Consider the following 15,999-nt stretch of genomic DNA (forward strand, 5'->3'; position numbering starts at 1 on the left):
CATAAGCAATTATCAGGCCACCCGGAATGGGGCCGGCGGCCCCGGCAGCGGGCGGCCCGGCGAGTCGTACCGGTGCAGTGTAGAAAGCCGGGGCAAAAAATGCACCGTATTAGTGCAATCAGGGCTTGGCGGGACGGGTGACGCGCTGGGCGCCGCTGCCCAGGCCGGCGCCGGAGCCCCGCTGGGCGGCACCGCCGGAGGAGGCGGCGCCGGCACGGCCGGCGGCGCCGCCCCGTTGTGCCGCGCCACCACGGGTGGGGAAGGCACTGCCAGCGCCGGCGTTGCCGGAGGTGTCGGCATTGGTGCGGTGCACGTACAGCGTCACCGGCGCCGAGGTGATCAGGCGGCGGCCGTTCTCGTCCTCGATGGCCGCCTGCAAGCGGTGGGTGCCCGGATTCGGGAAATCCAGGGTGCCGCCGGCCACCGGCTGGCCATTGTCGAGGATCACCATGCGGTGGCCGGCGCGCAGGGCCGGTTCCACGCTGGCCTGCACCGCCACCGGGTTGTCCTGGGGAATACGCACGGTGGCGCCGTCTTCCGGGACGGTGATACGCAGGGCCTGGTAGCCGCTGCCCGCCGGTGCCGGCGGCGGGTTTTCCTGGCGCGGCTCGGGCCGGTCCGGCGCCATCACCGGCACCGTCTCCCGGCGCCCTTCCATGGTGTTCACCGGCCCCACCCGGACCGGCTCCGCGCGGTCCTTGTCCGGCGGGTTGTCGGTGAACAGCACATTGCCGTTCTCGTCCACGGTGCGATAGATGGTGCCGCCGCCGTCATCGGCCCGGTCCACATCGTCCACGGTCTGGGCCGGCGCCACCAGCGGCAGCAGGATCAACAGCAACGGCCAGGTTTTCATGGCATTCCCCCGAATAAGACGATGTCCTGATTCTGCGGCCTGCCCACCCCCGAAAAAAGGGCCCCCGCCACAAAAAAACGCAGGGAGCGTTTTTTGACGTCGCGATAGCGACGGTCCGCAGGATGTCCTGCCAGGGATGGTGGACACAAAAAATCGTCGGGAACGATTTTTGACGTCGCGAAGCGACGGTCCGAAGGATGCCCGCCAGGGATGGTGGACACAAAAAAACGCAGGGAGCGTTTTTTTGACGTCGCGAAGCCATCTCTGTAGGAGCGACTTCAGTCGCGATTGGCGATGGCGCCACCGCCAATCGCGACTGAAGTCGCTCCTACAAGTCCCCATAGAAAAGACCTCATAAAAAAGCGCCCATAAAAAAACCCCGCCGGAGCGGGGTTTTTTTGACTGCCTGGCCGAAGCTTAGCAGCTGTAGTACATGTCGAACTCGACCGGGTGCGGAGTCATGTTCAGGCGCTCGATTTCCTCGCGCTTGAGCTGGATGTAACCGTCGAGCATGTCCTCGGTGAACACGTCGCCAGCCATCAGGAACTCCTTGTCCTGCTCCAGGGCGTCCAGCGCCATGGTCAGGGTATGGGACACGGTCGGGATGTCCTTGGCTTCTTCCGCCGGCAGGTCGTACAGATCCTTGTCCATGGCATCGCCCGGGTGGATCTTGTTCTTGATGCCGTCCAGGCCGGCCATCATCAGCGCGGCGAAGCACAGGTACGGGTTGGCGGACGGATCCGGGAAGCGGGTCTCGATACGACGCGCTTTCGGGTTGCTCACCCACGGAATCCGGATGGAAGCGGAACGGTTACGGGCGGAGTACGCCAGCATTACCGGAGCTTCGAAGCCGGGCACCAGACGCTTGTAAGAGTTGGTGGAGCCGTTGGTGAAGGCGTTCAGGGCGCGTGCGTGCTTGATCACACCGCCGATGTAGAACAGCGCTTCTTCGGACAGGCCCGCGTACTCGTCACCGGCGAACAGGTTCTTGCCGTCTTTGGCCAGGGACATGTGCACGTGCATACCGGAACCGTTATCACCGATCAGCGGCTTGGGCATGAAGGTGGCGGTCTTGCCGTAGGCGTGAGCGACGTTGTGCACGCAGTACTTCAGGATCTGTACTTCGTCGGCTTTCTTGGTGAGGGTGTTGGCGCCAACACCGATCTCACACTGGCCGGCGGTGCCCACTTCGTGGTGATGCACCTCGATTTCCAGGCCCATCTGCTCCATGGCGGCACACATGGCGCCACGCAGGTCGTGCAGGCTGTCCACCGGGGGTACCGGGAAGTAGCCGCCTTTCACGCCGGGGCGGTGACCGATGTTGTTCTTTTCGAACTCATCGGCGGAAACCCAGGCCGCTTCCTCGGAGTAGATGTTGTACATGGAGCCGGACATGTCGGACTTCCACTGCACGGAATCGAATACGAAGAATTCCGGCTCCGGACCGAACAGGGCGCTGTCGGCGATACCGGTGGACTTCAGGTATTCCTCGGCGCGCAGCGCCACGGAGCGGGGATCACGCTCGTAGCCCTGCATGGTGGCGGGCTCGACGATGTTGCAGCGCAGGTTCAGGGTGGCCACGTCGGTGAACGGGTCGAGAACGGCGGTCTCGTCTTCCGGCATGAGGATCATGTCGGACTCGTTGATGCCTTTCCAACCGGCGATGGAGGACCCGTCGAACATCTTGCCGTCCTGGAAGAAATCGTCGTCGATTTCACCCACCGGCAAGGTTACGTGCTGCTCCTTACCGCGGCTGTCGGTAAAACGCAGGTCCACCCATTTCACGTCGTTGTCTTTGATCAGTTTCAGCGTCTTTTCAGACATTGTTGAGCGTCCTCCTGGAACGGGTATGTTTCTGGCTGCTCGCCGCCGCGCGCGGACACGCGAACAGCCGTTATTCTTGGGCGCCGCCGGGTTGTTTCTTACGTACCCGAAGGCACCCTAGGCCACCGGCCTGCACGCTAATAGAGGAGCAATTATTGTGCCAGCCCTTTTTTGGCGCATTTCGGGCCTTTCGGCGGGTAAAGCGCACCGCATCGGGCCACAATGCACTTTGGTGGTGCAAACACCAGATTCAATGCACCACTAAAGTGCAACCGACGGTTCTCCTACCCTGAGGGTAATCACCACCTCATGGTCATCGCGCCGGGTTTCCAGCACTTGATGGCCGTTGATGCGGCACCAGGCGGGAATATCGTTGAGCGCGCCGGGGTCCGTGCAGGTTACCCGCAGCACCTCCCCCCGCGCCAGTTGATTCACCCGGTTCTGGGTCTTGATCACCGGAATGGGGCACAGCTGCCGGCGCACATCCAGATCGTGAACGGTCTCGGTCATGGTTCAGCCCACATTCCATTCCAGGGGAATCTGATCCGGCCGCGCCGGGGTCACCGCCACCTCACGAGCCACGCCGCCGGGTTCCTTCACCTCCAGCACCACCTGGTCATCGGAGCGGCCCTTGGAATAGCGCGCCACGATGGCGGCGGCCTGGCGCAGCTCATCGTCGGATTCCAGGCGGCCGTCCACCAGGGCCAGCGGCCCCGGGCAGCTCACCGTGGTGAGGCTGGTGAATTGATAGCGGTAGCCTTCCAGGAAGCGGTTCTCGCCTTCCTCGCGGCTGATGATCAGCTTGTAGTGGTCCGCCGGGCGGATATGGCGGCCCACCTTGAGCAGCATGATGTCGTCCAGCTCATAGCGGCGCTCGTTGCGGGCGCGCCACAGGTCGGCCAGCTTGTTGGAGTAGGACTCATCGGTGAGGAAGCAGCAGCCGCCGGCGGGCTGGGCGTATTCCTCCAGCCCGAAGCGCTTGGCCAGGGCCATCTGCGGCTTGCGGTTGCGGCCGGAGAAGTCGAACAGCTGCTCCCGGTCCACCCAGCCTTCACGCTCGGGGAGGGTTTCCGGCAGGTTGCGCGCGCTCAGCGGGCGCAGCAGCCGGTCGTCGGCGCCGGACTCGCTGCTGATGATCGGCATGGTTTCCTTGCGCTGGCTCTTCGGCCGCTGGCCCACCACCTCACCGGTGACGATAAAGTCGAAGCCCTTCTCGCCGGCCAGCTCGCGGGCCTTGTTGAGCATCAGGGTGGCCTGGTTGACCATGAAGATCTTGCAGTCCAGGCAGGGGTTCAGATTGGCGCCGTAGCCGTGCTTGGGGTTGAGCACCACATCCTTGTACTCCTCGGAGATATCCACGATGTGCAGCTTGATACCCAGCTTCTCGGCCACCCACAGGGCGTTGTTGCGCTTGTTCTTGTCCTGGTCCTTCTTGCGGATCGCATGGGTGTGGCCCTCCACGCAGAAACCGGTGAAGAAGTTCACCCCTTCCACGTGGATGCCCTGCTCCTGCATCACTTTCACCGCCAACATGGAATCCAGCCCGCCGGACACCAGGGCCACGGCACGGCGCTGGATCGGCTCGGGGGTCGGGACGGAAGTTGCGGTTGCGGCCTCGGACATAACTCTGCTCAGCGCGTTGCTCAAAAATCGGGCGGCAGAGTATAGCAAACCCGGGGGCCTCAAATCACGGACCGCTGAAGGCCGGGGCCGCCAGCGACCGCCGGCGCGTCTTCAGCGGCGATAAAACCGGGACATGTCGCCCAGCACCCGGGTCAGGGCATCGCGCACTTTCAGCATCACCGCGTCCGCGTCACTCACCGGCTGGTCACCGGCCCGGGACACCGTCATTTCCCCCAGGCCGCCGGCGTTCATCGGCATCGCCACCTTGTAGTCCGGCCCCAGGTAGGCCACCGCGTCCCAGCTGGCGGCCAGCCGGTAGCGCCCCGGCCGGGCCTGGTCCAGGGGCACGCCCACGGCGTAATCCGCCGGGTCGTTGGTCACCCCCAGCAGGCCCAGCAGGGTGGGCGCCACGTCCAGATGACTGGTGGGCAGATCCACCACCGCCGGGGTGATGCCCGGGCCGGCCAGCACCAGCGGCACTCGCACCTGCTGGTCGTGAAACGCGGAGTTGTGCCCCCAGCGGCCATGCTCCATGAACTCCTCGCCATGGTCGCCGGTGATCACCACCAGGGTATCGTCCAGGCGCCCGTCCCGCTCCAGCCGGTCCAGCACCCGGCCCAGCTGCTGGTCCAGGTGGTGCACGGAATTGATATAGCGGTCGTGGATGCCCGGCATGTCCCGCTGCACATCCATGGTGGCGTAGTTCAGCTCGCGCATGTAATCCGGCCGGATCACGCTCTCCGGCGGAAAGTAGTAGCGGGCATGGGGGGATTCGAAAAACATGAAGCCGAAGAACGGACGCGACCGGTGGTCGCCGCTCCGGTCATCGCCGATAAAGTCGAGCAGCCGGTCCACATTGCGCCGGTCCCGGCGCCAGCCCGGGCCTTCGTCATCGCTGACCATGGCCGACGAGGGCACCGAGGCGAACACGGTGCGGTCGAACTCCGGGTAGCTGAAGCGGGCACTGGTGAACAGGCCCATGCGGTAGTCGCGGCGCTGCAGTTCAGTGATCAGCACCGGCGGCCGGCGGCTTTCCAGGAACGGGAACCAGTAATTGCCCGGCAAGCCGTAGAACAGGGAGAAAATGCCCATGCGGGTGCCGTTGCCGCCGCTCATATGATCGGTATAGCGGCGGCCGTGCCGTTGGGCGAAGCGCCACAGGTTGGGCATGATCTCCGGGGTCAGCATGTCCGCGCGCAGGGATTCCGACACCAGCACCAGCACGTTGGGCGACGGCGCGTCATCGGCCACCGTCAGCGGGTGCAGCGGATAGCGCAGCGGGCCGTCGGCGGACACCGACAGGGTGGTGCGCGGCGGCGGCGTGTAGCCCAGCTTGCGGGCCAGGCTCTCGAAGGTGGCGGGCTGATAGAACGGCACCGCCCGGGCGGCGTTGAGCACCGGCCGGTAGCCATTCAGGTCACTGAGCCCGTAGGCCACCCGCTCGCCGACCATGCACAGCAGCAGCCCGGCCAGCAGCCAGCGCCAGCGCCAGCGCGGCGCCGGCCGCCCTTGCAGAAACCGCATCAGCAGCGCTTCCAGGCCCACCACCAACAACGCGATCAGCACCACGGTCAGGGTCATGCCATCGCCGCCGCCCATGGAGTCGATGCCGCCGGGGGTAATCAGCAGATTCCAGACAAAGCCGTTGATATGGAAGCCGTAGAGCTGGTGCACCTGGCTGTCCACCAACAGCAGCAGCAGGGAAACCGACACCAGCCCCACCGCCAGCCAGCGCGCCGGGCGCGGGCCCGGCCAGCGATGGCAGAGCAGGCTGATCAGCAGGGCGGGCAGCAGGTACAGGGCGGCGTAACCGGCCAGGGCGGCGAACAGGAACACCACCGTGAGCAGGTCCCGGGGCGGCAGCCACTGGTCCTGGGCGATGTACAGCCCCACCGCCATCATCAGCACATGGTTGATCAGGAAGAACGGGAAGGGAAAGGGGGAGCGGCGCTGGGCAGGAGGCATGGTCGGTGAAGGTGGCGGCCAAGAAAGCGCCACCCTAAACCACCAAGCTTAAAGAAACCTTAACGCCCGGTGCCGCTCAGCCGGCGCTGGGCGGCGCCGGCAGTTCGGCCACGGCGAACCATCCCTTGGAGCGTGCCACCCGGCTGGAGGTCTCCTCGGTGCCGGCCTTGCGGCCCCGTTGTTCGATGTGCTTCTCGACCATCTGACAGCGGCGCAGCAGGCCGTCGTCGTTGGCGATCTGGATGTTGAGGCCGGGGCGGGCGTTAAGCTCCAGCATCAGCGGCCCCTTGTGCTTGTCCATCACCAGGTCCACGCCCAGGTAGCCCAGGCCGGTGAGGTCGTAGCAGCGCGCAGCCAGGGCCAGGCACTGGTCCCAGTCCGGCATCTGCACGCCGGCCACCGGGTGGGCGGTGTCCGGGTGACGGTCGATCTTCAGGTTGTGCCAGGTGCCGCTCAGGGTCACGCCGGTGGCGATATCCACGCCCACGCCGATGGCGCCCTGGTGCAGGTTGGCCTTGCCGTCGGACTGGCGGGTGGGCAGCCGCAGCATGGCGGCCACCGGGTAGCCCTGCAGCACGATGATGCGCACGTCCGGCACGCCGCCGATGCTGATGCGGTCGAACAGGTCGGTGGAACGCACCCGGTACTCGATCAGGGCGCGGTCGCGGTGGCCGCCCAGGGAATAAAGGCCGGAGATGATGCCGGAGATATGGAACTCCAGCTCCTCCGGGCTGACCATGCGCCCGGAGGCGGTGCGGTAATAGCCTTCGAAGCGGTCGGAGATCACCAGGATGCCGTCGCCGCCGGCGCCCTGGGACGGCTTGATCACGAAGTCGCCGTGGGTCTCGACGATACGCTCCAGCTTGCTGATGCCCTGCTCGGTGTCGACGATGCCGTACATGTCCGGCACCTGGATGCCGGCGTCCAGGGCCATCTTCTTGGTACGGATCTTATCGTCCACCAGCGGGTACAACCGGCGGTCGTTGTACATCAGCACATAGTCGCCGTTGCGCTGGTTGATGCCCATCACGCCCCGCTGGCGCAGGGCTTTCCAGGTGTGGAAGCCGAACATCAGCGTTCACCCTTCTCGGTCATCGCCCGGAAGCGCACCAGCTCCATCAGCCGGTAGCCCCGGTAATGCCCCATGAATACCATCACCGCCGCCAGGATCAGCAGCACGCCGGGGAAGGTGAACACGAAGTAGACCAGCGGTTTCCAGACCATCAGCAGATGGCACAGCACCGCCGCCACCAGGGTGCCCAGGGCCACCTTCAGCGACTGGGCGCCGCCCCGTTCTTCCCAGACGATGGAGACCCGTTCGATCACCATGGTCAGAATCACCATCGGGAACAGCGCCACCGACAGGCCGGTGGACAGCCCCAGCTTGTAGGTCATCAGGCTGATCAGGCCGATCATGATCACCACGAAGGTGAGCACCACCGACAGCCGCGCCAGCAACTGCAGCTTCAGGTGCTCCAGATAGCCGCGCACCGACAGACCGATGGCGGTGATAAAGGTGAACAGCAGCACGCCCCAGATCACCTGGGTTTCGCGGAACGCCAGAGCGATCAGCACCGGCGTGAAGGTGCCCAGGGTTTCCATGCCCACCAGCGAGCGGATCAGCAACACCAGCAGCACGCCCACCGGAATCATCATCAGCACCCGGAACAGCTGCTGGGAGGGCACCGGCAATTCGTACAGGGAGTAGTCGATAAAGCTGGAGGCGTCCTGGGAGCGCAGGGTCTGCGCCAGGCGCAGGGCGCTCATCTCGTTGCGGTGCACGCTGAACGACACCCGCGAGTTGCGGGCGCCTTCCAGGGTCAGCAGCGGCTTGTCGCCGCTCCACCACACCAGACGGTCCTGGGGCAGCCCCTGGCGGCCATCCACCGGGTTGAAATAGAGCCAGTCCTTGCCGTTGAAGCTGCGCAGCCACAGTTCCGGCTGCTGGCTGTTGGAATCTTCCAGCTTGAGGGTATGCACCGGCTCGGCGGGGATGTGCGCCACCGCCAGCAGCAGATCCACCACCTTGGCCTTGTTGCCATCGCTGTGGTCGCCACCGAGCAACAGGCGCACATTGTCGCTGTCCTCGTTGTTGACCCGCTTGATGGTCTCGCTGATAAAGGTTTCCACATCAGCGGAATGCTGGCGGATCGGCGCCAGCAGGGCGTCCGCCGCCACCCGCTCGGCGCCTTCCAGGGCCGGGCTGGGACGGAACTGGGGCCCGTTCTCCGGCAGTGCCGCCGGTTCCGCGTAACGGGCGGTGATCATCAGCCGGTAATAGAGGTTCTGCTGACCATCCCCCCGGCGCGCCGACCAGGTCACCAGCCGGTTGCCGTTCTCCCGGTTCACGTTCACGCCGTAATTATTGGAGATAAAACTCTCGTTGAGCGCGGTGAAGCCGCTGGCCAGGGGCGGCACGTACATACGCGCCTTGATGGGAGTGTTGGGGCGGGCCTGGAACGAGACCTGGGTATCCACCACCCAGACCGGATCGCTCTCGCTCTCGGTCACCGGCACTTTCTGAATGAAAACCTGGTAGGCAATACTGCCCACGCCCAGTAGCAGAAGAAACATCGCCAGCAGGCGGGCGTGCAATTTAACAGAACGCATTTGTCAGCCTTATTCCAATCCTTCGGCCAAGGAGCCGCGACCGGCGCACATGGTCCACCAACCGGGCCTTAATGTCACCGCCCCGGCGCCCGGAAACGGACCCCAAGACGCAAATACTTGTGAAACCTGCCCGGCCCGGTCTCACCCAACCCGGCTTTCGGGGTAAAAAATTGCATAAACCAGTGAACCAAAATGGCGCACTATTCTGCCACGAAAGCGGCTGGTTTAGCGGTGTCACGGGGTATTGGTGGCTTCGGTGGGGTAAGGGACTGTACAATGCGCCGCCTATTTACTCGCCTCCCCCCTTGCCGTTGCCCGTCGCACGGCCGACCGCCACTGAGCGGCCGGAGGCATTTTGATCCCTACGGAGCCACAATCTGTGATTGAACGCCTGCGCAATATCGCCATCATCGCCCACGTTGACCACGGCAAGACCACCCTGGTGGACAAGCTGTTGCAACAGTCCGGCACACTGGGAGACCGCGCCGGCGACGTCGAACGGGTGATGGACTCCAACGATCTGGAAAAGGAACGGGGCATTACCATCCTTTCCAAAAACACCGCCCTCAAGTACGGCGACTACCGCATCAACATCGTCGACACCCCCGGCCACGCCGACTTCGGCGGCGAGGTGGAGCGCGTGATGTCCATGGTCGATTCCGTGCTGCTGCTGGTGGACGCGGTGGACGGCCCCATGCCGCAAACCCGCTTCGTCACCCAGAAGGCGTTCGCCGCCGGCCTCAAGCCGATCGTGGTCATCAACAAGGTAGACCGCCCCGGCGCGCGCCCGGACTGGGTCATGGACCAGGTGTTCGACCTGTTCGACAACCTGGGCGCCAGCGATGAGCAGCTCGACTTCCCGGTGGTCTACGCCTCCGCGCTGAACGGCATCGCCGGCCTCGACCAGGACAACCTGGCCGACGATATGACGCCCCTGTTCCAGGCCATCATCGACCGGGTGCCGGCGCCGCAAGTGGACGCCGACGGCCCGTTCCAGATGCAGATTTCCTCCCTGGACTACAACAGCTACCTGGGCGTGATCGGCATCGGCCGTATCAAACGCGGCCAGGTAAAGACCAACACCACGGTGAAAATCATCGACCGCGAAGGCAAGGTCCGCAACGGTCGGGTGCTGCAGATCATGGGCCACCACGGCCTGGATCGGGTGGATGTGAGCGAAGCCGGCGCCGGCGACATCGTCTGCGTCACCGGCATGGACCCGCTGGACATCTCCGACACCCTGTGTGACCCGAACAATGTGGAAGCGCTGCCGGCGCTGACCGTGGACGAGCCCACCGTGAGCATGGTGTTCCACGTCAACACCTCGCCGTTCGCCGGCCAGGACGGCAAGTTCGTCACCAGCCGCCAGATCCGCGAGCGCCTGGAAGCGGAACTCAAGCACAACGTGGCCCTGCGCGTGGAAGAGACCGGCAGCGCCGACCAGTTCCGCGTCTCCGGCCGGGGCGAGCTGCACCTGTCGGTGCTGATCGAGAACATGCGCCGGGAAGGCTTCGAGCTGGCCGTGGGCCGGCCCCAGGTGATCGTGCGCGAAGTGGACGGCCAGAAGCAGGAACCCTACGAAAACGTCATGGCCGACGTGGAAGAGCAGCACCAGGGCGCCATCATGGAGCATCTGGGCCTGCGCCGCGCCGAGATGACCAACATGGAGCCGGACGGCAAGGGTCGGGTACGCCTCACCTTCGTGGTGCCCAGCCGGGGCCTGATCGGCTTCCGCAGCCTGTTCCTGACGCTGACCTCCGGTACCGGCATCCTTAACAGCACCTTCAGCCACTATGGCGACTACAAGCCCGGCGACATGGCCCAGCGCAACAACGGCGTGCTGGTGTCCATGGTGAAAGGCAAGGTGCTGGCGTTCGCCCTGTTCAACCTGCAGGAGCGTGGCCGCATGCTGATCGAGCCCAACGTGGAAGTGTACGAAGGTCAGTTGATCGGTATCCACAGCCGCGGCAACGACCTGGTGGTGAACCCCACCAAGGGCAAGCAGCTCACCAACATGCGCGCCTCCGGCACCGATGAGAACGTGATTCTCACCCCGCCGGTACGGTTCAGCCTGGAGCAGGCCCTGGACTTCATCGAGGACGATGAGCTGGTGGAGGTAACCCCTCACTACCTGCGTCTGCGCAAGAAGCTGCTCACCGAGACCGAACGCAAACGCGCCAGCCGTTAACCCCTATCGCGACTAAAGCCGCTCCTACATTATTTTCTGTAGGAGCGCTTCAGCCGCGATACGGCCCCACCTCCGATGTAGGAGCGACTTCAGTCGCGATCCGGCGCTGCTCGCCCCCCCCCCTAAGCAAGCAACCAGGCCATCAGCGCCGCCCCCAGCAACACCCCCACCAGCAAACCCTGACGAAAAGCCCGTCCACTGTCCGGCTCGCCACGGCCCGGCTCGCGGATCCGTTCCCGCAGGGTTGGTGCGGACGCCACCGGCTGGCTGGCCTCGAAGTCCACGATCACCTGCCGGGCCCGGTCCTCGTCGCTGTCCGCCACCCACACACTGGCGAGCCCGGCGGCGGGCAGATCGCCCACCCCGCCCTGCAGCATGTCGCCGTTCACCTGGGCCATGATGCCGGCCTGTTCGATCAGCCCCGCCACCATGTGCGCCTCCAAGCCATCGCGCGCTTCATAGACCCGTTTCATGGCTCCTCCGGCCGCCTGGTCATCGGGGCATTATCGGCGTCACCGCCAGCGGTTACCATGGGCGCCCAACCACCGCGTCGATCCCGTTATGTTGCACATCGCCCTGTTCGAACCGGAAATTCCGCCCAACACCGGCAATATCATCCGGCTGGCCGCCAACACCGGCGCCGCCCTGCATCTGATCGAGCCGCTGGCCTTCGAGATGGATGAGAAACGGCTGCGCCGGGCCGGCCTGGACTACGGCGAGTTCGCGCGGGTACGGGTGCATCGGGATTATCCGGCGTTTTGCCAGGCGATGGCCGGGGCCCGCCAGTTCGCGCTCACCACCAAGGGTGGGCCGGCGCCCGGTGAGGCGGTGTTCGAGGATGGGGATGTGCTGCTGTTCGGGCCGGAGACCCGGGGGTTGCCGGCGTCGATCCTGGAGACGCTGCCGGCGGAGCGGCGGCTGCGCCTGCCGATGGTGGCGGGCAGCCGCAGCCTCAATCTCAGTAACGCGGTGGCCGCCACCCTCTACGAGGCGTGGCGGCAGCTTGGTTACCCTGGTGCTAATCGCGACTGAAGCGGATAGCCGCCCGGCCGTTCCTGCTTGCTCTGACTGGCGCCGTGGTATCGCGATCGCGACTAAAGTCGCTCCTACAAATGCTGTGTAGGAGCGACTTCAGTCGCGATTAACGGGCGTCGGTTACTGCACCGTGGCGCCTTCGGCGCCGGCTTGCTGCTGTTCTCGTTGCTGCAGGTACAGCGCCTCGAAGTTGATCGGCTGCAGGATCATCTGCGGGAAGGAGCCTTTGGCCACCAGGTCGGAGACCACTTCGCGGGCGTAGGGGAACAGCAGGTTCGGGCAGTAGGCGCCCAGCAGCTGTTCCCGTTCCTCGCCTTCGATACCGGCGATGGTGAAGATACCGGCCTGCTTGACCTCCACCAGGTAGAAGGTCTTCTTCTCGTCCTCGGATTTGGCGGTCACGGTGACGGTGATTTCCACTTCGTACTCGTTGCCCTCGCCAAGACGGCGGGCGGCGCTGTTCAGTTGCACGTTCATCTTCGGCTTCCATTCCTGGAGGAAGATGTCCGGCGCCCCCGGGCACTCGAAAGAGGTGTCCTTCAGATAGACACGCTGCAACTGGAAGGTTTTTTGCTGTTCTTCGGCCATGGTCCTTCTCCGTTAGCTTGCGGTGAGCAGGGAGTCCAGTTCCCCCGCTCGCTCCAATGCGAAAAGTTCATCACAACCGCCCACATGGCGGTCCCCAATCCAGATTTGCGGCACCGTGCGGCGGCCGCTGCGCGCCATCATCTCCTGGCGCGCGCCGGGCTCCCGGTCCACGTCGATCTCATGGACAGTGGCCCCCTTGGCGGCCAACAGCCGCTTGGCGCGGACGCAGAACGGGCACCAGGCGGTGCTGTAGAACGTGACCGTCACGCTCAGCCCTTGGCCACCGGCAGGCCGTCGTTGCGCCAGGCGGTGACACCGCCCTGCATACGGTACAGTTCGGCGAACCCCTTGCCCCGCAGCTGGCGGCCCAGGTGCGAAGCCTGGTTGCCCATCTTGCAGGTGAGGATCAGGGGTTTATCCTTGTGCCGCTCAAACTCGGCCATGCGGTCGGTGGCCTGGCTCGACGGGATGTTAAGGCTACCCGGTATGTGGCCGGCACGAAACTCATCGGCGGGGCGCAGGTCAACGATCACCGCGTCCTTCTGGTTCACCAGGTTGGTGGCCTGCTGCGGTGAGATCGGATTGCCGCCGCGCCGCGACTCGATCACGAAGAACACCGCCCACAGCAGAAAGAAGGCGGAAACCAGGAGATAATGGTTGCTGGCGAATTCGATCAGACGGTCCATATGGGGTCCTGTTAGCGCTGGCGCCGCTTGCCGGCGGAAAATCGGCGCCAAGTATACACATCACCGGTCGGTTAAGGTAAAACCCGCAGCCATGAAGCCGCTTTTTCTGTTATTTCTGATCCTGCCCGTGCTGGCCCGGGCGGAGCCACCCAGCGAAGCCGACCTGGACAAGCTCAAGGACCGTATCGAGACCCTGTCCGCCGAGCAACAGCGCGAGGCGGAGCAGCGCGACGACCTGCAAACCCGCCTGCGGGAAACCGAGACCCGGGTGGGCGAGCTGGCCCGGGAGGGCCGCCGGCTGGAGCGGGAAGCCGCCGAGGCCCGCCAGCGCCTGGAACGGGTGGAAGCCGACCAGGCGCGGCTGGCGGCGGAGAAAAAGACCCAGCTGGACTGGCTGGCGCGCACCGTGCGCGCCAGCTACCAGAGCGGCCGGGAAGCACGCATCAAGCTGCTGCTCAACCAGGAAGAACCGGAGCGCATCGCCCGGCTGCTGCGCTATCAGGAGTATTTCCAGCGCGCCCGCACCGACCGGCTGGCCTCCCTGGAGGGGGAACTGGTGGAACTGCGCCGGGTGGCCGAGCAGGTGGCCACCGCCCGCGCCGACCTGCTGGACCGGCGCACCCGGCTGGCGGACAGCAAAAAGGAGCTGGAAGCGGCCTCCAAACAGCGTGAGCAGGCCCTGGCCAAGCTGGACCGCTCGATCAAACAGCGCGGCGGCGACATCGACCGTCTCAAGGCCGACCAGCAGCGCCTGGAAAAACTGCTCGCCGACATGCAGCGCAGCATGCCCTCGATCCCGCCGGCGGACCGCGGCGAGCCGTTCGGCAGCCTGGCCGGCAAACTGCCCTGGCCGGTGCCCGGGCAGGTGGTATCCAGCTTCCATTCCGCCCGCGAGGGCAAGCTGCGCTGGGAAGGGGTGGTACTGGCCGCCCGCGAGGGCGCGCCGGTGCGCGCCATCCACCCGGGCCGGGTGGTGTTCGCCGACTGGATGCGCGGCTATGGCCTGCTCACCATCGTCGACCACGGCGGCGGCTATCTGACGCTGTACGGCTATGCCCAGAGCCTGCTCCGCGATGTGGGCGAATGGGTGGCGGCCGGTGATACCCTGGCGCTGGCGGGACGTTCCGGCGGCAACGCCAGCAGCGGCCTGTACTTCGAAATCCGCCGCAAGGGCGAGGTGGTGAACCCGGCGCGCTGGTGCGACCGCCGTGTTACACTGCCGCCCATTGCCCGCAATGACTGACACGCCCCCGGACGGGCGCCCGAATTGGGGAAACACATGCTGAAAACCTCCCGCCTTCTGCTGCGCTTCGCGCTGGTGACCCTGGTGTTCATCGCCCCGACCAGCCAGGCCAAGGACCCGCAAACCGACCAGCAGGCCGAACAGGATGGCGTGCCGGTCACCGAGCTGCGGGCCTTCGCCGAAGTGCTGGAACGGGTGCGCGGCGCCTATGTGCAGGACGTGGACGAGAAGGCGCTGATCCAGGCGGCGATTCGCGGCATGCTGATGGAGCTGGACCCGCACTCCGCCTACCTGACCCCGGACCAGTTCGAGGACCTGCAGTCCAGCACCACCGGCGAGTTCGGCGGCCTGGGGCTGGAGGTGACCATGGAAGACGGCTTCGTCAAGGTGGTGGCGCCGATTGACGGCTCCCCGGCCAGCGCCGCCGGGCTGCAGGCCGGCGACCTGATCCTCAAGATCGATGACACCTTCACCAAGGGCCTGGGCCTGGCCGACGCGGTGGAGCTGATGCGCGGCGCGGCCGGCACCGAGGTGACCCTGTCGGTGCTCAGCCAAGGCGACGAGAAACCCCGGGCGGTGACCCTGAAACGCGACCGCATCCAGGTGGAAAGCGTGAAAAGCGAGATGCTGGAACCGGGCTACGGTTACCTGCGCATCTCCCAGTTCCAGAGCCGCACCGGCCAGGACGCCCGCCGGGCCCTGGAGAATCTGGCCACCGACGGCCAGCTGCGCGGCCTGATCCTGGATCTGCGCAACAACCCGGGCGGCGTGCTCGGCGGCGCCGTGGAAGTGGCCGACCTGTTCCTTAACCGGGGGCTGATCGTCTACACCCAGGGCCGCGACCCGGAAAGCCGCACCGACTACAGCGCCACCCCCGGCGATCTGCTCGGCGGCCTGCCGCTGGTGGTGCTGGTCAACGGCGGCTCCGCCTCGGCCTCGGAAATCGTCGCCGGCGCCCTGCAGGACCAGGGCCGCGCGGTGGTGGTGGGCACCCGCACCTTCGGCAAGGGCTCGGTGCAGACGGTGCTGCCGATCAGCGGTGACGCGGCACTGAAGCTGACCACCGCGCGCTATTACACCCCCAACGGCCGCTCCATCCAGGCCGACGGCATCCACCCGGACATTCCGGTGCAGGTGGCCAGCGTGGAACTGCTGCAGGAGAACCGCCCCCGGGAATCGGACCTGCCCCACCACCTGATCAACCAGCGTGACGAGGACGACCAGGCCGCCAGCCAGGAGGCACCGCTGGCCAGCCGCGACTATCCCCTGTCCCAGGCACTGTCGATTCTCAAGGGCATCAATCTGGCGGAACGCCGGGCCCAGAGCGGCAGCGACGCCTCAGCCGAACAACGGTGAGGCGCGCCGCCACCCGGGTGGCGGCGCT

Annotated in this window: 15 protein-coding genes; 4 read left to right on the top strand and 11 right to left on the bottom strand. The window is 65.6% G+C overall.

The window, feature by feature from the left end:
* Window positions 1-118: 118 nt before the first annotated feature.
* The 7 genes from FGS76_RS12645 to FGS76_RS12675 all read right to left on the bottom strand — a co-directional run bounded on the left by FGS76_RS12645 (window position 119) and on the right by FGS76_RS12675 (window position 8,875).
* Entirely contained in the window at window positions 119-853 is a 735-nt protein-coding gene (locus FGS76_RS12645) for a DUF4124 domain-containing protein (protein ID WP_170214464.1), read from the bottom strand.
* A 417-nt stretch (window positions 854-1,270) separates the two neighbouring features.
* Window positions 1,271-2,677 carry a glutamate--ammonia ligase gene (gene glnA / locus FGS76_RS12650; RefSeq protein ID WP_138773019.1) on the bottom strand — a complete coding sequence of 469 codons (1,407 nt, stop codon included), beginning with the start codon at window positions 2,675-2,677 and terminating at the stop codon, window positions 1,271-1,273.
* Between the two features lie 261 nt (window positions 2,678-2,938).
* Window positions 2,939-3,187, bottom strand: a complete 249-nt coding sequence (locus FGS76_RS12655) for a sulfurtransferase TusA family protein (protein ID WP_138773020.1) — start codon at window positions 3,185-3,187, stop codon at window positions 2,939-2,941.
* Window positions 3,188-3,190: 3 nt separating this feature from the next.
* The gene (locus FGS76_RS12660) at window positions 3,191-4,300 is read right to left on the bottom strand and encodes a tRNA (5-methylaminomethyl-2-thiouridylate)-methyltransferase (RefSeq protein ID WP_138773021.1); all 1,110 of its coding nucleotides are present in this window, start codon (window positions 4,298-4,300) and stop codon (window positions 3,191-3,193) included.
* Between the two features lie 111 nt (window positions 4,301-4,411).
* On the bottom strand, window positions 4,412-6,265 hold the full coding sequence (locus tag FGS76_RS12665; RefSeq protein ID WP_138773022.1) for a sulfatase-like hydrolase/transferase: 1,854 nt from the start codon (window positions 6,263-6,265) through the stop codon (window positions 4,412-4,414).
* 76 nt (window positions 6,266-6,341) lie between these two features.
* Complete coding sequence (locus tag FGS76_RS12670; protein WP_138773023.1) at window positions 6,342-7,337, bottom strand: alpha-L-glutamate ligase-like protein; 996 nt, start codon at window positions 7,335-7,337, stop codon at window positions 6,342-6,344.
* Window positions 7,337-8,875: an inactive transglutaminase family protein gene (locus FGS76_RS12675; RefSeq protein ID WP_138773024.1), complete on the bottom strand. Its 1,539-nt coding sequence runs from the start codon at window positions 8,873-8,875 to the stop codon at window positions 7,337-7,339. Before FGS76_RS12675 ends, FGS76_RS12670 begins: the two co-directional genes overlap by 1 nt.
* A 379-nt stretch (window positions 8,876-9,254) precedes the next feature.
* Between FGS76_RS12675 and typA the strand changes: the two genes are divergently transcribed.
* Complete coding sequence (gene typA, locus FGS76_RS12680; protein ID WP_138773025.1) at window positions 9,255-11,063, top strand: translational GTPase TypA; 1,809 nt, start codon at window positions 9,255-9,257, stop codon at window positions 11,061-11,063.
* A 122-nt stretch (window positions 11,064-11,185) separates the two neighbouring features.
* Here the strand turns inward: typA and FGS76_RS12685 are convergent, their stop codons facing one another.
* Window positions 11,186-11,536, bottom strand: coding sequence for a putative signal transducing protein (locus FGS76_RS12685; protein WP_138773026.1), 351 nt, complete (start codon window positions 11,534-11,536; stop codon window positions 11,186-11,188).
* An 88-nt stretch (window positions 11,537-11,624) separates the two neighbouring features.
* On the opposite strand from FGS76_RS12685, the gene FGS76_RS12690 reads away from it, so the two are divergent.
* Complete coding sequence (locus FGS76_RS12690; RefSeq protein WP_138773027.1) at window positions 11,625-12,095, top strand: tRNA (cytidine(34)-2'-O)-methyltransferase; 471 nt, start codon at window positions 11,625-11,627, stop codon at window positions 12,093-12,095.
* A 123-nt stretch (window positions 12,096-12,218) separates the two neighbouring features.
* Here FGS76_RS12690 and secB read toward each other — a convergent pair whose 3' ends face one another.
* Genes secB through FGS76_RS12705 form a run of 3 tightly spaced genes read right to left on the bottom strand, consistent with a single transcriptional unit; the run spans window position 12,219 to window position 13,372 of the window.
* Complete coding sequence (gene secB, locus FGS76_RS12695) at window positions 12,219-12,686, bottom strand: protein-export chaperone SecB (protein ID WP_138773028.1); 468 nt, start codon at window positions 12,684-12,686, stop codon at window positions 12,219-12,221.
* Window positions 12,687-12,698: 12 nt separating this feature from the next.
* Window positions 12,699-12,953, bottom strand: coding sequence for a glutaredoxin 3 (gene grxC / locus FGS76_RS12700; RefSeq protein WP_205717253.1), 255 nt, complete (start codon window positions 12,951-12,953; stop codon window positions 12,699-12,701).
* Between the two features lie 2 nt (window positions 12,954-12,955).
* On the bottom strand, window positions 12,956-13,372 hold the full coding sequence (locus FGS76_RS12705) for a rhodanese-like domain-containing protein (RefSeq protein WP_138773030.1): 417 nt from the start codon (window positions 13,370-13,372) through the stop codon (window positions 12,956-12,958).
* Window positions 13,373-13,463: 91 nt separating this feature from the next.
* Between FGS76_RS12705 and FGS76_RS19790 the strand changes: the two genes are divergently transcribed.
* Window positions 13,464-14,615, top strand: a complete 1,152-nt coding sequence (locus FGS76_RS19790; protein ID WP_138773031.1) for a murein hydrolase activator EnvC family protein — start codon at window positions 13,464-13,466, stop codon at window positions 14,613-14,615.
* A 36-nt stretch (window positions 14,616-14,651) separates the two neighbouring features.
* Complete coding sequence (locus FGS76_RS12715; protein WP_138773032.1) at window positions 14,652-15,971, top strand: S41 family peptidase; 1,320 nt, start codon at window positions 14,652-14,654, stop codon at window positions 15,969-15,971.
* The last annotated feature ends 28 nt before the right edge of the window (window positions 15,972-15,999 follow it).

It is taken from the genome of Alloalcanivorax gelatiniphagus, assembly GCF_005938655.1.
In the GTDB taxonomy this organism is placed as follows: Bacteria; Pseudomonadota; Gammaproteobacteria; order Pseudomonadales; family Alcanivoracaceae; genus Alloalcanivorax; species Alloalcanivorax gelatiniphagus.

Excerpts from the sequence above, each read along its gene's own strand:
- FGS76_RS12645 (WP_170214464.1), bottom strand. The coding sequence starts at position 853 with ATGAAAACCTGGCCGTTGCTGTTGATCCTGCTGCCGCTGGTGGCGCCG.
- glnA (WP_138773019.1), bottom strand. The coding sequence starts at position 2,677 with ATGTCTGAAAAGACGCTGAAACTGATCAAAGACAACGACGTGAAATGG.
- FGS76_RS12655 (WP_138773020.1), bottom strand. The coding sequence starts at position 3,187 with ATGACCGAGACCGTTCACGATCTGGATGTGCGCCGGCAGCTGTGCCCC.
- FGS76_RS12660 (WP_138773021.1), bottom strand. The coding sequence starts at position 4,300 with ATGTCCGAGGCCGCAACCGCAACTTCCGTCCCGACCCCCGAGCCGATC.
- FGS76_RS12665 (WP_138773022.1), bottom strand. The coding sequence starts at position 6,265 with ATGCCTCCTGCCCAGCGCCGCTCCCCCTTTCCCTTCCCGTTCTTCCTG.
- FGS76_RS12670 (WP_138773023.1), bottom strand. The coding sequence starts at position 7,337 with ATGTTCGGCTTCCACACCTGGAAAGCCCTGCGCCAGCGGGGCGTGATG.
- FGS76_RS12675 (WP_138773024.1), bottom strand. The coding sequence starts at position 8,875 with ATGCGTTCTGTTAAATTGCACGCCCGCCTGCTGGCGATGTTTCTTCTG.
- FGS76_RS12685 (WP_138773026.1), bottom strand. The coding sequence starts at position 11,536 with ATGAAACGGGTCTATGAAGCGCGCGATGGCTTGGAGGCGCACATGGTG.
- FGS76_RS12690 (WP_138773027.1), top strand. The coding sequence starts at position 11,625 with ATGTTGCACATCGCCCTGTTCGAACCGGAAATTCCGCCCAACACCGGC.
- secB (WP_138773028.1), bottom strand. The coding sequence starts at position 12,686 with ATGGCCGAAGAACAGCAAAAAACCTTCCAGTTGCAGCGTGTCTATCTG.
- FGS76_RS12705 (WP_138773030.1), bottom strand. The coding sequence starts at position 13,372 with ATGGACCGTCTGATCGAATTCGCCAGCAACCATTATCTCCTGGTTTCC.
- FGS76_RS19790 (WP_138773031.1), top strand. The coding sequence starts at position 13,464 with ATGAAGCCGCTTTTTCTGTTATTTCTGATCCTGCCCGTGCTGGCCCGG.
- FGS76_RS12715 (WP_138773032.1), top strand. The coding sequence starts at position 14,652 with ATGCTGAAAACCTCCCGCCTTCTGCTGCGCTTCGCGCTGGTGACCCTG.